We start from the raw sequence: 22,557 nt of genomic DNA on the forward strand, positions 1-22,557 counted from the left end.
ATGAGTATAATAGTTTTCATCGATTATATCAGAACCCCTACCTACTAAGATGCCGCATTTACGATTTCTGTCTAGGGGCTTAAAACAAGGTTTATTATATGTTGTCTTTAATTGTTGCCATGTCATCTAACCGAGTTATCGGGATCAATAATTCATTGCCTTGGCACCTTCCTAATGATCTTAAATACTTCAAACAAGCCACGATGGGAAAGCCGATTGTCATGGGTCGTAAGACCTTTGAGTCTATTGGTAAGCCGTTGCCAGGCCGACGTAATATTGTCATTACTCGCGACAGTGATTATCAGGCAGAGGGCATTGATGTAGTGACTTCGTTAGAGGCGGCAATTTCGTTAGGTGAAGACATTTGTTTAGTGAATGGCCAAGAAGAAGTGATGGTTATTGGCGGCGCACAGATTTATCAGTTGGCGTTAGAAAAAGCGGATCGTTTATACGTGACTCATGTGGACGCTGACATTGATGGGGATGCGTATTTTCCTGAAGTGGAATGGCCTTCTTTTACCTTGATAGCGGAAGAAGCGTTTGCGGCAGAAGGCCCTAATCCTTACGATTATCGCTTCTCAATTTATCAAAGAACCAGCGCAAAATAGTAGAAGAAGTGGTGGGTGCTTATTGCGATAATAATAGACTAAACCATAGTCAGTATTGATTTAACGTATTGTACTGGGCTCTTTAGAGTCTTATATTTACCGCTCCGATGATGGCTTGAAAACTCTTTATTGGTTGCCCTTATTGTTTAGGCAGCCAAATACCTTTTCAATTGAGTCACCACATTTTGTTTTCTGCTTTGCCTGAGGGTTTAAAGCCGAGGACTATGATTGAGCTTAGCGTTGTCAGCTACACCTAAGCCGATGCATTTTCAGATTCAGGAATCGTTCTTGATCAAAGAGCATTCCAAAAGATTTCTTATTTCAAATAATTATCTTACTAGCTTGGAGAAAAAATGAACGCTTGGTATTTCCTCTGTTTATTATCAGTGGTGGCGATTTTTATCGCCTTCACTAACCAGTATGTTCTGAAATTGCAAACAACCATCGCAATTACCACAGGTTCTGTGGTTATTTCATTGCTGTTGATGGTGCTAGCATCGGTGTCAGGTGGCGGTATTACAGCATCGATTGCCCAAGCCGTTGATGGGCTTAACTTTAATATGCTGCTATTAAAGGGGATGCTTGGCTTCCTCCTATTTGCAGGGGCGTTGGAGATTGATCTTCATCTACTGCGTAATCAGCGTTGGGAAATTGCCATCATGGCATTAGGGTCAACGTTAATTTCAACCATCATTATTGGTTACTTCAGTTACTGGGCGTTGGCGCTGTGTGGTTGGGATCTGCCGCTTATTTACTGCATGTTGTTTGGTGCCTTGATTAGCCCAACTGACCCCATTGCGGTCTTGGCAATCATTAAAAAAATGAACGCCCCAGATAAAATTTCGGTACAAGTTGAAGGGGAATCACTCTTTAACGATGGTGTTGGCTTGGTTGTTTTCTCAACGATCTTTGCATTGATTTTCACCGGCCAAGAGCCAACGTTTACCGGCGTTGTTGAGCTGTTCCTTGTCGATGCAGTTGGCGGGATTTTATTCGGTGTGGTCTTAGCATTGGTGGCTCACTGGCTGATTTGTCGCAGTAATGACAGCAGCATCGAATTGTTGATTACCTTGTGTATTCCTAGTGCGGGTTATGCATTAGCAAACTTGCTCGACATTTCAGGGCCTTTGGCCATGGTGGTCAGTGGTATCTTCATTGGTAATGTGACCCGTACCGTTGGTTTTTCTGAGCATAGCCAGCAAACTTTGTCGCATTTCTGGCATACAGTGGATGCCTTCCTTAACTCCTTGCTGTTTATCTTGATTGGTCTTTTGTTGGTGGTATTGCCTGTCACTTGGACAGAAGCAGCGTTGGGCTTATTGATGGTGCCTCTTGTGTTGTTGGCGCGCTTTATTAGTGTCTCTTTGCCGTATCTTGGCTTCCGCCGTTTTCGTACATACGATGCGCACTCCATTAAAATACTCACTTGGGGTGGATTACGAGGAGGGCTGGCGTTGGCTATGGCGGCCTCTATTCCCCACGGTAAGTTGATTATTAATGGTGTGGATTACCATACCTTGATGGTTATGATGACTTATGTTGTGGTGATTTTCTCGATTGTTGTTCAAGGAATGACGATCTCTCCGATCATCGAACGGAGTATTGAAGAAGGGAAAAACGAACAGGCGTAATGGTTATGCCTTGATTTGGTCGTTGTGCAAGCCGTATCGGCGCATCGGCCAAATAGGAGAAAGCTTGTTTTAAAAGCACAGATATAAAAAAAGGCGCTTGATGGCTGGATTGTTTTATCCAGTTATCAAGCGCCTTTTTTATGACGGAAGAAAAGGCTTAGTTAATGACGACTCTAAGTTGTTTTTGGCGACCAATTTCAACGGCCTCGTTTGCGCTTTGTGCTAATTCTTCAATCGTCTCACCGTCTTCAGGAAACGCCGCAATCCCGACACAGAAGTCGAGAGGGTCAGATTTTCCTTCGATTAATGTGGTGATCTCATTATCGGTTGGATTGATGATGTTCGTCAGCAAGGTTTGCGCGTCTCTAATGCTGGTATTAGGCAGCAGAAGCAGCAGTTTATCGGGTTCTACTCGAGCCAGTACGTCCGCTTCACGTACTTTTTTATAGATATGTCGCGCTGAGGTCTGGATGGCCAAATTGCGTATTTCCATAGGCAAGGCGGCCAAGCGGTTTGTTGCGTCCAGGTTTATTTTCGCCATGGTCAAGGGAGTGTATTGACGTTTGGCAAGCCCCAGTTGCTTCTTAAAGTGCGTAACAGCAGCGCCACGGTTTAATAATCCGGTCAGTTCATCGAACGTTGCTTGGTTGCGTAGGTGCTCTTCAAGGGTTTTCTGTGGGCTAATGTCTTCAACAAAACCAATGATCTTCTTGATGCTGCCATCGATGTGCTTTGTGTAGGTACGACCGCGCTCTTTTACCCACATGTATTCATTGTCGGATTTACGAATGCGGTATTCCGCCTCGTAATAATTTTGGCAATGGTTGACGTGTTCGGTAACAACCGTAGACAGCTTTTTGACATCGTCAGGATGAACAAGAGCATGCCACTCCGTGGTGGAACGTGGTGTTTTGTCTTGTGGTAATCCCAGTAACGCACCAATCGATTGAGAACACGAAATCAGATCCGAATCAGTTTCCCAAATCCAAAGGCCTGCCGATGACTCTGTTAGGGCAAATTTAAGCAGAGTGTTTTCTGCATCAACCAGATCCATGTGATCTGTGTTGTAAACACAAGCGAGCACAAAGCCGCCCATGGCTTGAAATTCAAGTTGAGTGTTGACCTGTTTATTGCCAATGCGCAATAGATTTTCACAGCGATCAATATGGCCATTATGAATCTTTTTGTACAAGTCTTGCCAATCTTCTAGGCTGTTTGCTTCTTCGCACAGCTCGACCCAGGAGTCGCCTGGTGTCGCGTTAAAGCTTTCAAATAAGAGTGCGAAACTATGGTTAATAGAATGCAGCTTCCCTGTTTGGCTTTCTATAATGAAGGCCGGTGTTGGCATGTGCTTAAAGGCCAACTCAAAAGGGTCTATCACGGTATTCATTGTGCCGCTCCTTTTAAACAATTTATTCCGGGGTGATCCAACTTACTTGGAAGTCAGCGTGTGCGTCTTCGGCTAACAGCTTAGTCAAAACAGGAAGAAACTCATTGGCTTCTTTTTCCAATGTCCAAGGAGGATTGACTATGATCATGCCGCTACCGGCCATACCGCGCTCTTTTTCAGAGTCCCTAATGGTCATTTCTACCAATAGCACATTTCGTATTTTGGTTGTTTCTACCGCTCTTAGCAAATTATCCGCCTGTTTGCGGTTTAATACTGGATACCAGATGGCGTAGCTGCCTTGAGGAAAGCGCTTGTGGCCATCCTGCAATGCCTGCACAACATACTGATAATCTTTTTTCACTTCATAAGGCGGGTCCATCAGAACAAAACCGCGTTTTTGAGGAGGGGGTAGCATAGACTTCACGGCATCAAAGCCGTTGTCTTTGACCACATTGGCTTTTCGTTTATTCGGAAATAGCGCTGCCAAAACAGGGTAATCGTTTGGGTGCAACTCACAAAGGTGAAGTTTGTCTTTTTGGCGTACATAGTAGTCGACAATTTTTGGGCTGCCCGGATAAAAGGCCAACTTATTGTCTGGGTTCATGTCCCGCACGATATCGAGTAAGGACTCAATCGCATCCGGTAAGTTCTCTTCTTCTAATAAACGCGCGATGCCGCTTTGGAATTCTTTGTTCTTTTGTGCTTGGGCTGAATCTAGAGGATATTGACCAATGCCTGCGTGGGTATCTAGATAGAAAAAAGGCGCATCCTTTTTAATCAGATGTTTGCAGATCTCACTGACGATGATGTGTTTTAAAATATCAGCGTGATTGCCAGCGTGATAAATATGGCGATAGCTAAGCATGTCGTTTCCTGTGTTCAATGAAAAAAGGCCGCAACGCCTAAGATGACGCTATGCGGCCTTTTGGGTTTCTTTTATTAATTATTTAAGCTGATCAAGATCGCGCACTGCGCCTTTGTCGGCACTGGTCGCAAAATGAGCATACACTTTTAATGATGTAGAGACTTTACGAGGACGGTCTTCAACCGGTCTCCAAGCATCGGCACCTTTCGCGTTCATTGTATCACGGCGTTTTTGCAATTCTTCGTCGCTAAGCAGAACATTGATGGTGCGGTTTGGAATGTCGATACGAATAATATCGCCACTTTCTACCAAACCAATAGCGCCACCGGCAGCCGCTTCAGGAGAAACGTGACCAATAGACAAACCAGACGTACCGCCAGAGAAGCGACCATCAGTCAATAGAGCACAGGCTTTGCCCAAGCCTTTTGATTTGATGTAAGACGTTGGGTAAAGCATTTCTTGCATGCCCGGGCCGCCTTTTGGTCCTTCGTAACGTACGATAACCACTTCACCTGATTTTACTTTGTCATCAAGGATGTTTTTAACCGCTTCGTCTTGAGATTCTGTGATGTGAGCAGGGCCTTCAAAGACAAGGCAAGACTCGTCAACACCGGCGCTTTTCACGACACAACCATCTAGTGCGATGTTGCCGTAAAGTACGGCCAAGCCGCCTTCAAGGGAAAAGGCATTTTCAATCGAGCGAATACAGCCTTCCGCACGATCGCCATCCAGTGATGGCCAGCGAGTGGACTGACTAAAGGCCGTTTGTGTCGGAATACCAGCAGGACCCGCTTTGAAAAACTCGATGATTTCAGGCGTTGGAGAGCGCATGATATCCCATGTTTTCAGAGCTTCAAGCATGGTGTTAGAGTGCACAGTGTGACATTGATTATGCAGTAGACCAGCGCGATCCAGTTCACCTAATAAGGCAAAAATACCACCCGCACGGTGCACGTCTTCTACGTGATATTTCGGTGAGTTAGGCGCTACTTTACATAACTGAGGAACACGACGAGACAAGCGGTCGATGTCTTCCATTGTAAAGTCCACACCCGCTTCGCGAGCAATGGCCAATAGGTGAAGAATCGTATTGGTTGACCCACCCATGGCAATGTCGAGCGTCATGGCGTTTTCAAAGGCTTCAAAGGTAGCGATGGCACGAGGAGACCATTGTGGTTCATCGTTGTCGTAGAAGCGTTTTGTGATATCGACAATGCGACGGCCTGCTTCTAGGAATAGGCGATGACGGTCAGAGTGGGTGGCAAGCGTTGTGCCGTTACCCGGTAAACTTAAACCTAGTGCTTCGGTTAGACAGTTCATTGAGTTGGCAGTAAACATCCCAGAACAAGAGCCACAAGTAGGACAAGCAGAACGCTCGTACTCTTCGACTTTCTCATCTGAGGCGGTTGGGTCTGCCGCGATGACCATGGCATCAACCAAATCCAGTTTGTTTTCTGAAAGCTTGGTTTTACCTGCTTCCATTGGGCCACCAGAAACAAAAATCACCGGAATGTCTAGACGCATTGCTGCCATTAACATGCCAGGGGTGATTTTGTCACAGTTAGAAATACACACCAGTGCATCGGCACAGTGAGCATTGACCATGTATTCAACAGAGTCGGCAATCAAATCGCGAGAAGGTAAGCTGTAAAGCATGCCATCATGGCCCATTGCAATACCGTCATCGACAGCAATGGTATTGAATTCTTTTGCCACGCCGCCAGCTTCTTCGATTTCTCGACAAACTAACTGGCCAAGGTCTTTAAGATGTACGTGACCTGGTACAAATTGCGTAAAAGAGTTCGCGACGGCAATGATTGGTTTATGAAAGTCATCGTCTTTCATACCAGTTGCACGCCATAAAGCGCGCGCGCCGGCCATGTTGCGGCCTGAAGTCGTTGTTTTTGAGCGATATGCTGGCATTGCTTTCCCCACAGATTTTTTTGCTTTATATAGGCACTCATGTTACCAAGTTTATTGTCTCTGCCCAATGGCAATTTTCAGTGAACTGGGTACAGATTAAGAAAGTTATTTTTCAACGGAGCGAAGTGAAAGACATGGACACCTCTTTAGATAAGACTCATCACCAGGTGGTGCTGGCTCGACAGCCGATTGTAAACACCAGTCTTGCTCCTATGGGGTATGAGTTACTTTATCGCAAAAATAGCGATGCTTTGTATGCTGAAGTCATTGATGAGGTTGGTGCTACGGCACAAGTTGTGGCCGCCAGCTTACTAGAATTGGGCATGTTGAACCTTGTTGGTGATAAAAAGGCCTTTATTAACTTTCCTCGAGCCTATTTGCTTAATCCTAATGGTGTGCCGATAGACCCTAACGTGGTGGTGATTGAGGTGCTTGAAAATGCCCAGTTTGATCCCGTGTTATTAGCCGCTTTACGCCGTTGGAAAAAAGCAGGGTATACCATTGCGTTAGACGATTTTGTTTTTGATATTAAGCTCGTGCCGTTTATTGAGCTGGCGGATTACATAAAACTAGACATTATGGCGTTAGGGCAGGATGCGTTTCATCGCCAGGTTGAGGCACTACGAGGCTTTAAGGTTGAGATTATTGCTGAGAAAGTGGAAACCTGGGAGGAATACCAGTTTTGTCGCTTATTGGATATTAAGTACTTACAAGGTTACTTTTTTGAAAAGCCTGAGTTAATGGCGAGCAAATCGTCCCGAGTAAATAGTATGACATTGCTGCGCTTGATGGCGGCGATGCTCAATTCATCGGAAATGGATGTGGCTGAGTTGGAGCGTCTTATCGGTCAAGATGCTGGGCTTGTTCACAAATTATTGCGCTTTCTAAATTCTCCTGTTACCGGCTTGATGGCTTCTGTCGATTCTCTCCGCTTGGCCATTACTTTGATCGGTATGGAAAAACTGAAGTCATTGGTTAACTTGCTACTCATGTCGGAAATGACGGGGGATCGTCATGTTTTACTGCAAAGCATTATGATACGAGCCAAGCATGCAGAGCTTTTGGCGCGCCGCAGAGCTTACGATAATGAAGACAAATATTTTCTAGCGGGCATGCTGTCGATGATCGATGTTTGTGTTGGCATACGGTTAGACAAAGCACTCAGTGAGTTACCACTTCCCCATGAGTTTATTAATGCCATTGTTCATCGTTCTGGTCGCGTCGGCCAAACACTCAATCAAGTGGAACAGTATCGTCGTGATCACGCCGTAGAAAGCAGTGAGCAAAATGAGCTTTATGAAACTTACCTAGATGCGATTAAGTGGTCAGATGGTTTTATTTCTTGTGTGTGATGACGCTTTTTTGTAGGGGAAATCTGACATTCTTGTAGTCCTTAACCTATTGTTATGTAGTAAAAAAGGAGAGAATGTGTGTTTTTATTATAAGTTATTGATTTATAAGTATTTTGCATTTGTTTTTTAGCTTATTTTCTGTTTTTTCTTTGCTTGTTATTTACTTATTTCGTGTTACATTTAACTCATCCAAAGGGAATTCACGGATGATTGGCATAGGAAGTGCACCAAACAGGATGTTGGTGGATAAATGGAGAGGACTAGGATGGTCTTTGCTATGGATGAGCGAAACGGATTTAACAAGGCTCAATGGATTGTGTCGGATTAACAGGGAATGGTTGATAGCTTCTGGAAGAAGCAAGCAGGGATGTTAACTCATTGGATGAGTCGCTTAACAGGATGTGAAGCGATAATAGGGCGACTTAGGTCGCCCTTTTTTGTGCCTGCTATTTTGCGTAGCACACTCAAAAACAAAAAAAAGCGACATCCGCCGCTTTTATATTGTCATCCTAAGTGCCGAGAAACGTGATTAACGCTCTAGGTACTCAAGCTTATCTTCAACACCATCCCAGGTTGCTGCGTCAGCCATAGCGTCTTTCTTTTCAGTGATGTTTGGCCAAATCAAAGCAAGATCTTGGTTTAGTTCAACAAACACTTCTTGATCTGCTGGCAGCTCATCTTCAGAGAAAATGGCATTAGCTGGACATTCAGGTTCACAAAGCGCGCAATCAATACACTCATCTGGGTTGATGGCTAAGAAATTAGGACCTTCGTAGAAACAGTCAACAGGGCAGACTTCTACACAGTCAGTGTATTTGCAGCGAATGCAGTTATCGGTAACGATGAAAGCCATTCGACTTCTCCTCACAAGCTAGTAAATATAATTGTTCGTCATTTTAGAGGCATAGGCGGTTTGGCATCAAGCAGCAATCGCCTATCCTCTACATTTATCCGCTATTAGCTTATTCATCTGGTGCTTAAAAGTCAGATTTTAAGCGATACAACTCATTGATTGCCTGTTGGGGCGTCATATTGTCTAGGTCCAACTCGCTGATAGCGTCTTTCAGCGCATTTTGATCCGCTTGGGCAAATAAATCAGGTTGTTGCGGTGAATAGAGCTCGCTTTTTTCTTTTACTTTTGGCGCCGTTGCTATCTCCACCGTGGAGGCGTCCACTCCCGTGGTCACTTCTAGCTGAACAAGCTTTTGCTTTGCATGGCTGATGACGTTTCTTGGAACGCCTGCGAGTTGCGCGACTTGTAACCCATAAGATTGGCTAGCGGGACCGGCATGAACCTTGTGCAAAAAGACGATTTCATCATCGTACTCTGTGGCGGTTAGATGAACGTTTGCCGCGTTTTCAAGTTGCTCAGCAAGTGTTGTCAGCTCGAAATAATGGGTGGCAAACAATACATAGCATTTTAATTGATTCGCTAAGTAATCAACCGCAGCCCATGCCAATGATAAGCCGTCAAAGGTACTGGTACCACGCCCAACTTCATCCATTAATACTAGGCTTTGTTGGCTGGCATTATTGAGTATATTGGCAGTTTCTGTCATTTCTACCATGAAGGTAGAGCGGCCACCGGCCAAATCGTCTGAAGAGCCCATGCGGGTAAAAATACGATCGACCACTGAGATGGACGCGGCTTCTGCAGGGACAAAAGACCCAGTGTGCGCTAATAACGCGATCAAGGCGATTTGGCGCATATAGGTCGATTTACCACCCATGTTAGGGCCTGTGATCATCAACAGCGAGCGCTTCTCATGCATATCTAAATCATTGGGAACAAACGGTTCTGAAATAACCGCTTCGACAACAGGGTGGCGACCGCCTTGGATTTGAATGCCGCCGCGATTATGCAGCTCAGGGCAAGCCAAGTTTAAGGTCTCTGCGCGCTCGCTAAAGTTACTTAACACATCCAGTTGGGCTAATGCTTGGCTTGTCGTTTGCAACTCAGTCAGGGAGTTATTTAACTGATCAAGTAGGTCTTCATAAAGCTCTTTTTCACGCGCAAGTGCTTTTGACTTGGCGCTTAACGCCTTGTCTTCAAATGTTTTTAATTCTGGGGTAATAAAACGTTCGGCATTTTTAAGTGTCTGGCGGCGAATGTATTCCACAGGAGCTTGATCGGAATGCAAACGGCTGATTTCAATGTAGTAGCCATGCACACGGTTAAAGCCAACTTTTAGCGAGCTGATGCCTGTGCGTTCTTTTTCACTGCGTTCCATTTCGGCTAGGTAGTCAGTCGCGTTCGTGGACAGAGATAACAACTCATCCAGTTCTGCATCATAGCCTTTTGCAAAGACGCCACCGTCACGCACCACAGAAGGAGGGTTTTCGACTAACGCACTGATCAGTGTGTTTGTCATCTCTGGTTGGGCAATAATACGGCTGTTAAGTTGCGCTAAGCGCTCAGCTTGCGTGTCAGCAATAAGTTGGTTGATTTCTGGAACGGCTTCTAACGCCAGTCTTAATCTGAGTAAATCCCGCGGACGTGCAGAGCGCAGCGCGACACGAGACAAAATACGCTCGAGATCGCCTACTTTTTTAAGTGGCGCTTCCAGCATTGAAAACAAGCGCTGATCTTTGAGTTCAGCCACAACTTGTTGGCGTGCCAGTATTTCGCCTAAGTCACGAATAGGGGTGTGCAACCAACGTTTCAATAAGCGGCTGCCCATGGGGGTCGCACATTCATCCAACACGCTGATTAACGTGTTGCTTGTGCCACCGGCAAGATTGATATCAATTTCCAAGTTGCGTCGTGTTGCGCCGTCGATCAGCACCGAATCGTCTTTATGTTCGACTGTGATCGATTGAATATGGGGCAACGCGGAGCGCTGAGTGTCCTTGGCGTATTGCAACAGAGCGCCAGCCGATGCCACAGCAGCAGTCAGTGCCTCGCAACCAAAGCCAGATAAGTCTTTGGTATTGAATTGTTGGATTAATTGGCGATAGCTGGATTCATAATCAAAGTGCCAAGGACCGAGTTCAGAGACGCCTTTTTCTAGATTGATCGTTTTGCGTGCTGGAAAGTCTTCAGAAATAAGAATCTCTCTGGGTGTCAGACGTTGCAATTCGCTTGCTAGAGCGTCATAGCCATCGACTTCGAATACGCAAAAGCGGCCACTTGCCATGTCGAGATAAGAAAAACCAAAAACATCTAGGCCTTTTCGGCTTTGGTGAGCAATAGACAGTAATAAGTTTTCGCGTTTTTCTTCTAAATAGGCTTCATCACTGATGGTACCAGGAGTCACAATGCGTGCGACCTGGCGCTCGACTGGGCCTTTGCTGGTGGCTGGGTCGCCAATTTGCTCAACAACAACAACGGATTCGCCAAGGCGAACAAGGCGAGCAATGTAATTTTCTGCGGCGTGGAATGGAATGCCGGCCATCGGAATAGGTTGGCCGGCAGAGGAGCCTCGTGCCGTTAACGTAATATCGAGCAATTGTGCCGCGCGTTTTGCATCGTCATAGAATAGCTCATAAAAATCACCCATTCGATAAAACAGTAATTGTTTAGGGTGCTGAGACTTTAAACTAAAGTATTGGCGCATCATGGGCGTGTGATTGTCTGGTGACGTTTTACTCATGCGATTTGCTCGATTGTGATCCAAAAATAAGAGCGCTATTCTACGGGAAATTGAATCAGGATTTAAGGTGTGAAATAACATGAGTCGAATGCAAGAAATGACGCAAGCAGCACAGCGGGCTGCGACCGCATTGCAAGACTGTGATTGGCAGCTAGTGACGGCGGAGTCCTGCACGGGAGGATTAATTGGCGCGGTTTGTACTGAGTTGTCGGGCAGTTCTGCTTGGTTTTTTGGTGGCGTGATCAGTTATGCCAATGAGGCGAAAGAAAACGCCTTGTCTGTGCAGCACAGCACCTTGGAAAGCGAAGGGGCTGTATCGGCGCAGACGGTGAAGGAGATGTGCGCCGGCGCTTTATTATTAGGAGGCGATATGGCCGTCGCAGTCAGTGGCGTGGCTGGACCAACAGGAGGGTCTAAAGAAAAACCTGTCGGTTGTGTTTATATTGCTTGGAAAATAAGAGATCAAGACGCTGAGGCGGTGCGTTTTCAGTTCTCTGGTGATCGTCAAAGCGTCCGAGAAGCCACCGTCATTACCGCCTTAGAAGGTGTGGTAGAGAGGATTTTGCAGCAAGAAAAATAATACTGTTTTTATATACAGTATTTCTTGAGCTTCTTAATAAAAACCGCTAGAGTTAGCCACAACGAAAATTAGCCACAAGGATTCCACTATGTCATCTATTGCAGACAATAAGAAAAAAGCGCTAGACGCAGCGCTGTCTCAAATCGAGCGTCAATTTGGTAAAGGCGCCATCATGAAGATGGGCGAAGGTGCTAAGCTTGATATTGATACGGTTTCTACTGGATCGCTCGGTCTGGATATTGCGCTAGGTGCTGGTGGACTTCCTTATGGTCGTATTTGTGAAATATACGGCCCTGAGTCTTCAGGTAAAACGACACTAACGCTAAGCGTGATTGCCGAAGCTCAGAAACAAGGTAAAACCTGTGCTTTTATTGATGCCGAGCACGCTCTTGATCCTTCATACGCTGAAAAACTAGGCGTTAACATCGCTGACTTATTGATCTCGCAACCTGATACCGGTGAGCAAGCGCTTGAAATCGTAGACATGTTGGTTCGCTCTAACAGTGTTGACGTGATCATTGTTGACTCGGTAGCGGCGTTGGTACCTAAGTCTGAAATCGAAGGCGAAATGGGCAGCTCTTCTGTTGGTGTACAGGCGCGTTTACTGTCACAAGCAATGCGTAAGCTAACAGGCTCGATCAAAAATGCGAACTGCTTGGTTGTCTTTATTAACCAGATTCGTATGAAAATTGGCGTCATGTTCGGATCACCAGAAACAACGACTGGTGGTAACGCACTGAAATTCTACTCTTCTGTTCGTTTGGATATCCGCCGTATCGGATCGGTTAAACAGGGCGAGGAAGTGGTAGGTAATGAGACACGAGTTAAAGTCGTTAAAAACAAAATCGCTCCTCCGTTTAAACAAGCAGAATTCCAAATCCACTACGGTGCAGGTATTTACCGCATGGGTGAGATTATTGACTTGGGTGTGAAACAAGGTTTTGTCGACAAAGCCGGCGCCTGGTATGCCTATGCAGGCAATAAAATTGGCCAAGGTAAAGCCAATGCCGCTCAATTCTTAGCGGAAAACCCAGACATGGCGAAAGAAATCGAAGCTAAGATCCGTGAAGATTTGTTGCCAAAGGGATCGCCTGTTGCTGACGCCGCGAAAGATGTTGAAGCTGAAGCAGAAGAGTAATTAGACGCTGAACTGTCATCTTGGTGTTTTTTGAAAGAAGCAGGCTTTAAGCCTGCTTTTTTTATGACTGTTTTCTAGCGGGTAATAGGGTTATGACGGCATCTTTATGCGTCTGAGTTTGGCGCTAGGGCGTAGTTAATTTGGTCAAAATTAAAGCCTCGGTATTGTAGGTAGCGCATTTGTTTGGCCTTTTCTTTGAAGTCTTTCGTCTGACCGTCACCAAATTTTCTTTCTTTTAATTCTTTGGCTAACTCAAACCAATCGGCATCACTGTCTTGGATGGCTTGATTAGCAAGCGCCTCTTTAATTCCTTTTCTCATAAGCTCTTGTTTGATTCTTAAGGCGCCAAGAGGTTTGTTTATTCGGCTGCGCACAAACATCTCTGCAAAGCGTTGGTCGTTCAGGTAGTTCATTTCAATAAGAGACTGGATCGTAGTGGCAATGTCTTCTGCGCTATGTCCACGTTGTTTTAACTTACTTTGTATTTCTTTGACGGCGTGCTCTCGACCACCTAGTAGAATAAGCGCGTGGTCCATGGTGGAAGGGGATGTGTACATTAGGGGGTGTCTCTTTATGCTAGCGTTTCTGTATTTTAGCATTGATCAGAATGAGAGGATTCTATATTTTCTTTTATAATAATCTCATTTTTTTCATTTAAGCAGTTGTTTAAACTGCTTGGTGTTTTTAAATAAGATGAAAAAACTATATATCTTATGAAAGAATGCCCATATCGACTTTGATTAATTTTGGGTGTGTTCTTATGCAGGTATGTGTATTAGGTGCTGGTATCGTTGGGTTAACCTCAGCTTACTATTTGGCAAAGAAAGGCTATCAAGTGACGGTTATTGATCGTCAGCCTGGTGTAGCACTAGAGACTAGCTTTGCGAATGCTGGGCAAATCTCTCCTGGTTATTCTGCCCCTTGGGCTGCGCCGGGTGTGCCATTGAAAGCCATTAAATGGCTGATGCAAAAACACGCTCCTTTTAAAATCAGTGCTGAACCTGAAATGAAGAAGCTTATCTGGATGGGTCAAATGCTGGCCAACTGTACAGAGAAGGCTTATGACGTGAATAAATCACGCATGATGGCGCTGGCTGAATACAGTCGAGATCAATTCATTGAAATCCGCAAAGAAATTGGAATTCAATACGATGGCGGTCAAGGCGGCACGACTCAATTGTTCCGTAAAGACGCTCAAGTAGAAGCTTCTGAAAAAGACATAAAAGTACTGCAGGCGTTGAATGTGCCGCATCAAGTACTGACGCCTGCCGACATTTTAAAAGTGGAGCCAGGATTGGCGCCTGTCATCGATCAGTTTAAAGGCGGGTTGCGCCTACTGGGCGATGAAACAGGCGATTGCTTTATGTTTTGTCAGGAATTGAAGAAGCATTGTGATGACATGGGCGTCACATTTAAATTCAATACCTCAATTGATAAATTGGTGGTTGAAAGTGGCAAGCTGCGTGCGGTGAAAACAGACCAAGGTGATTTAACCTTTGATAAAGTATTGGTTTGCATGGGCAGCTACTCTAAAGAGTTGTTAAAAGCGATCGACATTTCTGTGCCCATTTACCCAGTAAAAGGCTACTCCTTAACCGTACCAATCACAGACAGCCAGTTTGCTCCAACATCCACCGTAATGGATGAAACCTATAAGGTGGCAGTGACGCGTTTAGGCGGCCGAATTCGTGCGGCAGGAACGGCTGAGTTGAATGGCTTCAATTTAGAGTTGCCAAAAGTACGAACGGAAACCATTACCCACGTGGTACGTGAGCTGTTTAACCAAGGCTGTGATCTTGCAGAAGCGGAATACTGGACTGGTTTGCGTCCAAACACACCAGACGGTACGCCGATTGTTGGTGCCAGTGGTATTGCTGGTCTGTATTTGAATACAGGTCACGGAACACTAGGCTGGACAATGAGTTGCGGCTCAGCTGCAGTGATTGCTGATATCATGTCAGATGACAAAACAGCTATCGATTCACAAGACCTATCTATTAAACGTTATAAGTAATAAGGGATAAAGATGGCAAGGCCACTGACTGCAACGATTAATTTAGATGCCATTCTAAACAACTATCGTTATGCAAAAAAACTACAGCCAACTTGTAAAGCGTTTGCGGTAGTTAAAAGTAATGCTTATGGGCATGGTGCGGTGGAAGTTGCGCGCTTTTTAGACAAAGAAGTGGATGCCTTTGCCGTGGCTGCAATTGAAGAAGCGTTGGCGCTTCGAGACGCGGGCGTAGAATCTCCAATCATGTTGCTTGAAGGTGTCTTCGAAGCAGATGAATGGGCGCTATGTGAGCAGCATGGCTTTTGGGCGGCGCTGGAAAACGCTCAACAATTGTCTGAACTATTAAGCAGCCAGGTGAACATCGAAAAGGTGTTTGTTAAGCTGGATACCGGAATGCACCGTTTGGGTGTGGACATGGATGGCGCTAACGATTTTGTTGATCAATTACGATCATCAGGTCAGGTGGGTGAAGTGTTGTTAATGACACACTTTGCCTGTGCGGACGATTTGTCCGATATGGCGACCATGGAACAATTGGCGTATTTCGAACGCACTCGACAATTGATTGGTGATATACCTGCCAGTGTGGCGAATTCTGCGGCTATCATGAAATGGAGTGTGCCTGAAGGTGGGTGGATTCGTCCTGGTATCATGCTATACGGTATTTCTCCGTTTGCTGAAGTCACAGGAACACAGCTTGGTTTGCAACCAGCGATGACCTTGTCTTCTAAAGTGATGTCGGTACGCAGTCTCAAAAAAGGCGATACCGTGGGCTACGGCTATTCTTATGAAGCGCAAGAAGATCATGTGCTAGCCACGGTGGCGGTGGGGTATGGCGATGGATATCCGCGCCATGCAAAAGAAGAGACGCCATTGCAAATCGCAGGGCAATCCGCTTATTTGGCCGGTCGTGTGTCCATGGATATGATCACGGTTAGAATGGCGGATTATCATTCTGCGCCAGAATTAGGCCAAGAAGTGGTGCTCTGGGGTGGTGATGTCCCGGTTGAACAAGTGGCCGAGTATGCCGATACTATTGGCTATGAATTGGTTACTCGAATGACGGCTCGCCCAAAATATCGTTACATTAATAACGACAATTCTCAGTAATTCTACTAAGCAAAAGTGTCTTTTCTGCAGAGAAAGATACTTTTGCTTAAGTTTTGCGCAAAATAAGCTTAAAATCCCCTCGGTTTCTTTTGAAAACACCTATCCTTTGCGTGTACTATTTTGTGCTTTTCATTGCACCGAATGGGCTTTTCTATAGACCATTCACGCATTTCAATTCGCCAGACAAATTAAGAGATAGAGACTCATCCAATTATGAAGAGTTCTGAGTTACGCCAGTCATTTTTATCGTATTTTGAAAACAAGCAGCACCAGATCGTAGAATCAAGCTCGTTGATCCCTGGAAATGATCCGACCTTGTTATTTACCAACGCTGGTATGGTCCAATTTAAAGACGTTTTCCTTGGTGATGATGTTCGTCCATACACACGAGCGACGACTTCTCAGCGTTGTGTGCGAGCCGGTGGTAAGCATAACGACCTTGAAAATGTAGGGTATACCGCACGTCACCATACTTTTTTCGAAATGATGGGTAACTTTAGTTTTGGTGACTACTTTAAGAAAGAAGCCATTAGTTACGCGTGGGAATTCTTAACGGTTGTGTTGAAGCTGCCGCAAGAGAAATTGTTGGTTACCGTTTACGCAGAAGACGATGAAGCCTACGACTACTGGAATAAAGTCATTGGTTTGCCTGAAGAGAAAATCATCCGCATTGGTGATAACAAAGGCGGGCGTTACCAGTCTGATAATTTCTGGGCGATGGGCGATACCGGCCCTTGTGGTCCTTGTTCTGAAGTTTTCTATGATCACGGTGAGCATATTTGGGGTGGGCCTCCAGGTTCTCCAGAAGAAGATGGCGACCGATTCATCGAAATTTGGAACGTTGTTTTCATGCAGTTTAATCGATCTGCGGACGGCACTATGGCGCCATTGCCAAAACCATCCGTTGATACCGGTATGGGACTAGAGCGTATTGCGGCGATTTTGCAAGGCGTTCACAGTAACTACGAAATTGATTTGTTCCAAAATTTGATCGCTGCATCTGCGAAAGCCGTTGGTACGGAAGATCTTTCTTCTAAATCTTTGCAAGTTATTGCCGACCACATTCGCTCATGTTCCTTTATGATCGTGGATGGCGTTATTCCTTCTAACGAAGGTCGCGGTTATGTGCTGCGTCGTATTATTCGTCGTGCTATTCGTCACGGGAATAAATTGGGTCAAAGTGGTGTCTTTTTCCATACCCTAGTAGAAGCGCTTGATAAAGAGATGGGCGATGCTTACCCAGAACTTCGTAAGCTAAAAGAGCGTGTTGCTTCTATTTTGCTAAAAGAAGAAGAGCAATTTGCTAAAACGCTTGATCAGGGTATGAAAATTTTAGAAGACGCGATTGCGAACTTGGGCGATACGAAAGTCATCCCAGGTGAGACCGTATTCAAATTGTACGATACCTTTGGTTTCCCTGCGGATCTGACAAATGATGTCGCTCGTGAAAATGGTCTGGAAATCGATGAAGAAGGTTTTGATGCTGCGATGGATGCGCAACGTGCCAGAGCGCGTTCGGCGAGCAACTTTACGATGGATATGTCGGGCAGTGTGCAGTTAGATGCGGTGACGGAATTTACTGGTTACAACCAGCTTGAAGATCAGTGTGAAGTGGAAGCAATTTTGCTTGACGGTGAGTCTGTTGCGTCGATTGAAGCCGGTCAATCTGCTGTGATCGTATTGAAAACAACGCCTTTTTATGGCGAATCCGGTGGCCAGGTTGGCGATCAGGGTTGGTTGCGTGGACCTGCGGCCTTTAAGGTCTCTAATACAACTAAATTGGCTAAAGCGCACCTTCACCATGGTGAAGTGAAAGAAGGACGTTTGTCTGTTGGCGATAAGGTCACTGCAGAAGTGGATCGTTCTTTGCGTAATGCAACTACCTTGAACCATTCTGCAACGCATTTGATGCACGAAGCGTTACGTCGTGTGTTGGGTGATCATGTTACGCAAAAAGGTTCCTTGGTTGATCCTGAGCGCTTGCGTTTCGACTTTTCTCATTTTGAAGGGGTGACCGCCGCTGAGATTGAGCAAATCGAAGACATGGTAAACGAGCAGATTCGTTTAAATCGTCCTGTTGAAACCGACATCATGGACATAGAGTCGGCGAAAGCCAAAGGGGCGATGGCCTTGTTTGGTGAGAAGTATGACGCCGAAGTGCGCGTGCTGACCATGGGGGCGGATTACTCTATTGAATTGTGTGGCGGTACGCATGTTAGTCGTACTGGCGATATCGGTTTGTTCAAAATCTTAGTTGAGAGTGGTATTGCTGCTGGCGTTCGCCGTATCGAAGCGGTGACAGGCAAGGCGGCTATCGACACCACTCGTCAAACAGAAGCGGCGTTGTTAAAAGTAGCGTCCTTAGTGAAGGGCAATAAAGAAAATGCTCTAGATAAGGTGGTTGCGTTAAATGAACATGCTCGCGCGCTGCAAAAAGAGCTGGATGTGTTGAAGGGTAAAATGGCGGCCTTAGCGGGTGCGGATTTAGCCTCTCAAGCTGTGGATATTAACGGTGGTAAGCTGCTGGTTGCGCAAGTGGATGTGAATGATCCAAAAGAATTGCGTGATTTGCTCGACGAGCTTAAAAGTAAGCTTGAGTCGGCAGTGGTGCTATTGGCATCGGTCAATGACGGCAAAGTAAGCCTAATTGCTGGTGTCACGAAAGAGTTAACGAAAAAAGTCAAAGCGGGTGACTTGATTAAAATGATAGCGCCTTTGGTTGATGGTAAAGGGGGCGGTCGCCCTGATATGGCTCAAGCTGGCGGGAATAATCCTGATGCTCTGCCTAGTGCTTTAGCTGCAGTCCCTGAGTGGGTTGCTGAAAGAGTGTAAGTAATATTCGCCCATTGGGCATTTATGTAGGTAAATGAAAGACTATGGCGTTGTTAGTTCAAAAATACGGTGGCACTTCAGTCGGCACAATAGAGCGGATTGAAGCGGTTGCAGATAGGGTGCATAGGCATAAACAGAATGGCGACGACATTGTAGTAGTCGTTTCTGCTATGAGTGGCGAAACCAATCGGCTTATTGAGCTTGCAAAAAGCATTGAGTCAGCACCAAGTGCGAGAGAGATGGATGTGCTGCTTTCTACTGGTGAGCAGGTGACCATCGCATTGTTGTCTATGGCCTTAATGAAGCGCGGAGTTGATGCCCGTTCCTATACTGGATCGCAGGTGCGCATTACAACTGACAACGCTCATGGTAAAGCGCGTATTCAAGAGATTGATACAGACGCAATGCGAACGGATTTAGACGCTGGGCGTGTCATTGTTGTGGCCGGTTTTCAAGGCGCGGATCAATATGGCAACATAACGACATTAGGTCGAGGTGGTTCTGATACGACTGGCGTGGCGCTTGCTGCGGCGCTAAAAGCGGATGAGTGCCAAATCTATACCGATGTTGATGGCGTTTATACAACGGATCCACGTGTGGTAGATAGTGCGCGTCGATTAGAAAAGATTACCTTTGAGGAAATGCTTGAAATGGCAAGCTTAGGCTCAAAGGTGCTGCAAATTCGTGCGGTTGAATTTGCTGGAAAATACCAAGTGCCCCTTAGGGTTTTGTCTAGTTTTGTTGAGGGTGAAGGTACATTGATTACGACTGAAGGGAATAAGAACATGGAGCAGCCAGCTGTCTCTGGTATTGCATTTAATCGTGATGAAGCCAAGCTGACATTGAAAGGGGTGCCTGATACTCCAGGTATCGCTGCCCGTATTTTAGGGCCGATCAGTGATGCAAACATCGAAGTTGATATGATTGTGCAGAATGTTTCTGCGGATGGTACAACGGATTTCACTTTCACGGCACACCGTAATGACTTTGATAAAGCCTTAGCCATTCTAGAAGGTATTGAGGGTGAATTAGGCGCTCGTGGGATTCTGACCGATGGGAAGATCGCGAAAGTCTCGATTGTTGGGGTAGGTATGCGCTCTCATGCTGGTGTGGCCAGCACTATGTTTAGAGCATTAGCAGGTGAATCTATTAATATTCAGCTGATCTCAACGTCTGAAATCAAAGTCTCTGTGATAATCAATGAGAAATACATGGAATTGGCGGTTCGAGCGTTACATTCTGCGTTTAAATTGAGTGATAGTGCAGCCGGTATTAGCGAAGCGTGACATTTAGTCACGCTTTAGTCACAAAGTGATCGCAATATAACCACAAAGTGGGGATGGCTTAATGTGCACCTAAAAGCTACAATTCTTTTGTAGGATTTTCCCTACAGCTTGTGTAGGTTAAATCTAGATAAATTATAAAGGAATTACAGGGAGAAATATTATGCTTATTCTTACTCGACGTGTTGGTGAAGCTTTGATGGTTGGTGATGACGTGTCAGTCACTGTTCTGGGTGTTAAAGGTAATCAGGTTCGCATTGGTATCAATGCGCCTAAAGATGTCTCTGTGCATCGTGAAGAAATCTACCTTAGAATCCAAAAAGAACAGGGCGAACAAGATTTAGAAGAATAATTTTAAAAAAAGGGTTTACAAAACAAATAAGGCGTATATACTACGCCGCACTTGTTTGGAGAGTTGGCCGAGTGGCTGAAGGCGCGCCCCTGCTAAGGGTGTATGGGTTAACACTCATCTAGGGTTCGAATCCCTAACTCTCCGCCATTTCAAGTTTGTCCTCTTAAAGACTATCCTTTTTAAGAAAGACAAGGTTATTTGTAGTGAGCACCCGTAGCTCAGCTGGATAGAGTACTCGGCTACGAACCGAGCGGTCAGAGGTTCGAATCCTCTCGGGTGCACCATTACAGAAAGAGATTTAAAGCTATCCTTTTAAATGTCTTAGAAAAAAGTTTTGAGCACCCGTAGCTCAGCTGGATAGAGTACTCGGCTACGAACCGAGCGGTCAGAGGTTCGAATCCTCTCGGGTGCACCATTACTTAAAAGTGTTTAAAGATTTCTTCTTTAAGTTCTTTATGAAAAAAACGATTGAGCACCCGTAGCTCAGCTGGATAGAGTACTCGGCTACGAACCGAGCGGTCAGAGGTTCGAATCCTCTCGGGTGCACCATTCTCTTGTTTCCCTTCTTGTTCTCATAATTTCTTTTCCATTTCTGTTTTTTCCCATCGCATTTCTCTATTAAAATTTCTATGCGAAACAGTCTTCCTTGCTAAAATATCTCATCCAGTCTTTCTATTAGTTCGTTTGTGCTCTTGCTTCTTCTTAGTGTTTGTAGATTTTCTTTTATCGTTGGGTATTCGAAGCGTAAGTGTCCGCACCATTGTTTTAGTCTTCCTAGGCTTGCTACTTCATCATAATGCGCTTTTAGCTGATTACAGTAACTATTGAATAGATTTAATAGGGCGTCATTGTCTGTAGGAAGAGTCGCTCCAGAGAGTTGCGCTCTTATTTGTTGGAAAACGAATGGGTTATTCAATGAGCCTCGACCGATCATAAAATGCTGGCACCCAGTGATGGCTTGGCAGCGCAGTAAAGAGTCCATATCTGTAATGTCACCGTTGGCAACGACCGTCATTTTTGTCTGGTCTTGGATTAGTCCAATTTTTTCCCATCGAGCGGGTGGCTTATAGCCGTCTTTTTTTGTTCTGCCATGTATGGTTAAGGTGCCTACGCCGGCATTTTCAATAGCAGCGACATTATCAAGCAATAGCTCTTCATCTTCATAACCTAAGCGGATCTTTGCAGACACTAGTATGTGTTTGGGAAGCTGTTGTCGGATATTGCTCATGATGTCATATAGCGCCCTCGGTGTTTGTAATAGTACTGAGCCGCCACCATGGCCGTTAACGCGCTTTGCTGGGCAGCCAAAATTCACATCTATGTGTGTGGCGCCAGATTGCACTGCATTAAATGCGCTTTCAGCCATTAACTCTGCATTGCTGCCTAGTAGCTGAGTGTGCACTGGGTGGTTGTGTTTGGTTTTTGCGTGATTGGCGTTTTCTGGCACAAGACGCTTAAAGGTGTGTGCAGGTATTGCATATTGAGTGACTCGAATGAATTCCGAGACAAGATAGTCCATACCGCCTACTTCTGATAATAGATTGCGCATGGTGTGATCCATAACGCCCTCCATTGGAGCAACCGCTAGTGTTACTGGTAGATGTAATGCATTGGAGCCAGAAGAAGTAGAAGGTTGAGTCACTATTGTTACGCCGTGGTGTGTTGATAAGAAAGGGGAGTTTACCCTAGCTAAGCAATAGGGTGTAAGTAGGGAGTCTTGTAAAGCCTCTTTTGTGGTTGAAAATTGAACAAAAACACCCTTTTTTGTTGGTTAATTGATCGCTTTTGCGATTCTTTTAAATTAATTGGATTAAATGGCACTTTTTCTCAGAAAAGGGTTGCACTAAATCTGTAGATCCTTAATATACGCCCTCGCTGACACGGAC

Annotated in this window: 17 protein-coding genes and 4 tRNA genes; 14 read left to right on the forward strand and 7 right to left on the reverse strand. The window is 45.3% G+C overall.

Going from position 1 to position 22,557, the window contains the following annotated elements; genetic code table 11:
• Positions 1-98 precede the first annotated feature (98 nt).
• Positions 99-608 (forward strand): type 3 dihydrofolate reductase, encoded by a 510-nt coding sequence (folA, locus tag E0D71_RS07795; RefSeq protein ID WP_133002733.1) that lies wholly within the window; start codon positions 99-101, stop codon positions 606-608.
• Between the two features lie 353 nt (positions 609-961).
• Entirely contained in the window at positions 962-2,239 is a 1,278-nt protein-coding gene (locus tag E0D71_RS07800) for a sodium:proton antiporter (RefSeq protein ID WP_133002734.1), read from the forward strand.
• A gap of 157 nt (positions 2,240-2,396) precedes the next feature.
• Here E0D71_RS07800 and E0D71_RS07805 read toward each other — a convergent pair whose 3' ends face one another.
• The 3 genes from E0D71_RS07805 to ilvD form a co-directional block, all read right to left on the reverse strand.
• On the reverse strand, positions 2,397-3,629 hold the full coding sequence (locus E0D71_RS07805) for a sensor domain-containing diguanylate cyclase (RefSeq protein ID WP_133002735.1): 1,233 nt from the start codon (positions 3,627-3,629) through the stop codon (positions 2,397-2,399).
• Positions 3,630-3,651: 22 nt separating this feature from the next.
• Positions 3,652-4,494, reverse strand: coding sequence for a 23S rRNA (adenine(2030)-N(6))-methyltransferase RlmJ (gene rlmJ, locus E0D71_RS07810; RefSeq protein WP_133002736.1), 843 nt, complete (start codon positions 4,492-4,494; stop codon positions 3,652-3,654).
• A 78-nt stretch (positions 4,495-4,572) separates the two neighbouring features.
• Entirely contained in the window at positions 4,573-6,417 is a 1,845-nt protein-coding gene (gene ilvD / locus E0D71_RS07815) for a dihydroxy-acid dehydratase (RefSeq protein ID WP_133002737.1), read from the reverse strand.
• Here ilvD and E0D71_RS07820 point away from each other — a divergent pair.
• Positions 6,408-7,769 carry an HDOD domain-containing protein gene (locus tag E0D71_RS07820; protein ID WP_243711977.1) on the forward strand — a complete coding sequence of 454 codons (1,362 nt, stop codon included), beginning with the start codon at positions 6,408-6,410 and terminating at the stop codon, positions 7,767-7,769. The genes ilvD and E0D71_RS07820 overlap by 10 nt on opposite strands.
• Positions 7,770-8,298: 529 nt before the next feature.
• On the opposite strand, the gene fdxA is transcribed toward E0D71_RS07820, so the two are convergent.
• Together fdxA and mutS are read right to left on the reverse strand one after the other, a co-directional pair.
• Positions 8,299-8,622, reverse strand: coding sequence for a ferredoxin FdxA (gene fdxA, locus E0D71_RS07825; RefSeq protein ID WP_115898851.1), 324 nt, complete (start codon positions 8,620-8,622; stop codon positions 8,299-8,301).
• Positions 8,623-8,746: 124 nt separating this feature from the next.
• A complete protein-coding gene (gene mutS / locus E0D71_RS07830) occupies positions 8,747-11,362 on the reverse strand; it encodes a DNA mismatch repair protein MutS (protein ID WP_133002738.1) in 2,616 nt (871 codons plus the stop codon).
• Positions 11,363-11,441: 79 nt separating this feature from the next.
• Here mutS and E0D71_RS07835 point away from each other — a divergent pair, with 79 nt between their 5' ends.
• The gene (locus tag E0D71_RS07835) at positions 11,442-11,942 is read left to right on the forward strand and encodes a CinA family protein (RefSeq protein ID WP_133002739.1); all 501 of its coding nucleotides are present in this window, start codon (positions 11,442-11,444) and stop codon (positions 11,940-11,942) included.
• An 88-nt stretch (positions 11,943-12,030) separates the two neighbouring features.
• Complete coding sequence (gene recA / locus E0D71_RS07840; protein WP_243711970.1) at positions 12,031-13,080, forward strand: recombinase RecA; 1,050 nt, start codon at positions 12,031-12,033, stop codon at positions 13,078-13,080.
• Positions 13,081-13,184: 104 nt separating this feature from the next.
• Here the strand turns inward: recA and recX are convergent, their stop codons facing one another.
• Complete coding sequence (recX, locus tag E0D71_RS07845; protein WP_133002740.1) at positions 13,185-13,637, reverse strand: recombination regulator RecX; 453 nt, start codon at positions 13,635-13,637, stop codon at positions 13,185-13,187.
• Between the two features lie 203 nt (positions 13,638-13,840).
• On the opposite strand from recX, the gene E0D71_RS07850 reads away from it, so the two are divergent.
• The 9 genes from E0D71_RS07850 to E0D71_RS07890 all read left to right on the forward strand — a co-directional run bounded on the left by E0D71_RS07850 (position 13,841) and on the right by E0D71_RS07890 (position 21,220).
• Complete coding sequence (locus E0D71_RS07850; protein WP_133002741.1) at positions 13,841-15,094, forward strand: D-amino acid dehydrogenase; 1,254 nt, start codon at positions 13,841-13,843, stop codon at positions 15,092-15,094.
• 12 nt (positions 15,095-15,106) lie between these two features.
• On the forward strand, positions 15,107-16,204 hold the full coding sequence (alr, locus tag E0D71_RS07855; RefSeq protein WP_133002742.1) for an alanine racemase: 1,098 nt from the start codon (positions 15,107-15,109) through the stop codon (positions 16,202-16,204).
• Between the two features lie 213 nt (positions 16,205-16,417).
• Positions 16,418-19,036, forward strand: coding sequence for an alanine--tRNA ligase (gene alaS, locus E0D71_RS07860; RefSeq protein ID WP_133002743.1), 2,619 nt, complete (start codon positions 16,418-16,420; stop codon positions 19,034-19,036).
• A gap of 44 nt (positions 19,037-19,080) precedes the next feature.
• A complete protein-coding gene (locus E0D71_RS07865) occupies positions 19,081-20,322 on the forward strand; it encodes an aspartate kinase (protein WP_133002744.1) in 1,242 nt (413 codons plus the stop codon).
• A gap of 160 nt (positions 20,323-20,482) precedes the next feature.
• Positions 20,483-20,671 (forward strand): carbon storage regulator CsrA, encoded by a 189-nt coding sequence (gene csrA / locus E0D71_RS07870; RefSeq protein ID WP_133002745.1) that lies wholly within the window; start codon positions 20,483-20,485, stop codon positions 20,669-20,671.
• A gap of 57 nt (positions 20,672-20,728) precedes the next feature.
• A tRNA-Ser gene (locus tag E0D71_RS07875) sits at positions 20,729-20,818 on the forward strand.
• Positions 20,819-20,878: 60 nt separating this feature from the next.
• A tRNA-Arg gene (locus tag E0D71_RS07880) sits at positions 20,879-20,955 on the forward strand.
• 54 nt (positions 20,956-21,009) lie between these two features.
• Positions 21,010-21,086: transfer RNA gene (locus E0D71_RS07885), tRNA-Arg, on the forward strand.
• Positions 21,087-21,143: 57 nt separating this feature from the next.
• Positions 21,144-21,220: transfer RNA gene (locus E0D71_RS07890), tRNA-Arg, on the forward strand.
• A gap of 100 nt (positions 21,221-21,320) precedes the next feature.
• On the opposite strand, the gene E0D71_RS07895 is transcribed toward E0D71_RS07890, so the two are convergent.
• The gene (locus tag E0D71_RS07895) at positions 21,321-22,313 is read right to left on the reverse strand and encodes a tRNA-dihydrouridine synthase family protein (RefSeq protein ID WP_243711972.1); all 993 of its coding nucleotides are present in this window, start codon (positions 22,311-22,313) and stop codon (positions 21,321-21,323) included.
• Positions 22,314-22,557 lie beyond the last annotated feature (244 nt).

Source organism: Marinomonas sp. KMM3893 (genome assembly GCF_004352855.1).
In the GTDB taxonomy this organism is placed as follows: domain Bacteria; phylum Pseudomonadota; class Gammaproteobacteria; order Pseudomonadales; family Marinomonadaceae; genus Marinomonas; species Marinomonas arenicola.

Bases quoted from the DNA above. Each gene is read 5' to 3' on its own strand.
- E0D71_RS07865 (WP_133002744.1), top strand. From the start codon at position 19,081: ATGGCGTTGTTAGTTCAAAAATACGGTGGCACTTCAGTCGGCACAATA.
- E0D71_RS07805 (WP_133002735.1), bottom strand. From the start codon at position 3,629: ATGAATACCGTGATAGACCCTTTTGAGTTGGCCTTTAAGCACATGCCA.
- mutS (WP_133002738.1), bottom strand. From the start codon at position 11,362: ATGAGTAAAACGTCACCAGACAATCACACGCCCATGATGCGCCAATAC.
- alr (WP_133002742.1), top strand. From the start codon at position 15,107: ATGGCAAGGCCACTGACTGCAACGATTAATTTAGATGCCATTCTAAAC.
- folA (WP_133002733.1), top strand. From the start codon at position 99: ATGTTGTCTTTAATTGTTGCCATGTCATCTAACCGAGTTATCGGGATC.
- E0D71_RS07850 (WP_133002741.1), top strand. From the start codon at position 13,841: ATGCAGGTATGTGTATTAGGTGCTGGTATCGTTGGGTTAACCTCAGCT.
- E0D71_RS07835 (WP_133002739.1), top strand. From the start codon at position 11,442: ATGAGTCGAATGCAAGAAATGACGCAAGCAGCACAGCGGGCTGCGACC.
- E0D71_RS07800 (WP_133002734.1), top strand. From the start codon at position 962: ATGAACGCTTGGTATTTCCTCTGTTTATTATCAGTGGTGGCGATTTTT.
- csrA (WP_133002745.1), top strand. From the start codon at position 20,483: ATGCTTATTCTTACTCGACGTGTTGGTGAAGCTTTGATGGTTGGTGAT.
- E0D71_RS07820 (WP_243711977.1), top strand. From the start codon at position 6,408: ATGCTGGCATTGCTTTCCCCACAGATTTTTTTGCTTTATATAGGCACT.
- alaS (WP_133002743.1), top strand. From the start codon at position 16,418: ATGAAGAGTTCTGAGTTACGCCAGTCATTTTTATCGTATTTTGAAAAC.
- fdxA (WP_115898851.1), bottom strand. From the start codon at position 8,622: ATGGCTTTCATCGTTACCGATAACTGCATTCGCTGCAAATACACTGAC.
- recA (WP_243711970.1), top strand. From the start codon at position 12,031: ATGTCATCTATTGCAGACAATAAGAAAAAAGCGCTAGACGCAGCGCTG.
- rlmJ (WP_133002736.1), bottom strand. From the start codon at position 4,494: ATGCTTAGCTATCGCCATATTTATCACGCTGGCAATCACGCTGATATT.
- ilvD (WP_133002737.1), bottom strand. From the start codon at position 6,417: ATGCCAGCATATCGCTCAAAAACAACGACTTCAGGCCGCAACATGGCC.
- recX (WP_133002740.1), bottom strand. From the start codon at position 13,637: ATGTACACATCCCCTTCCACCATGGACCACGCGCTTATTCTACTAGGT.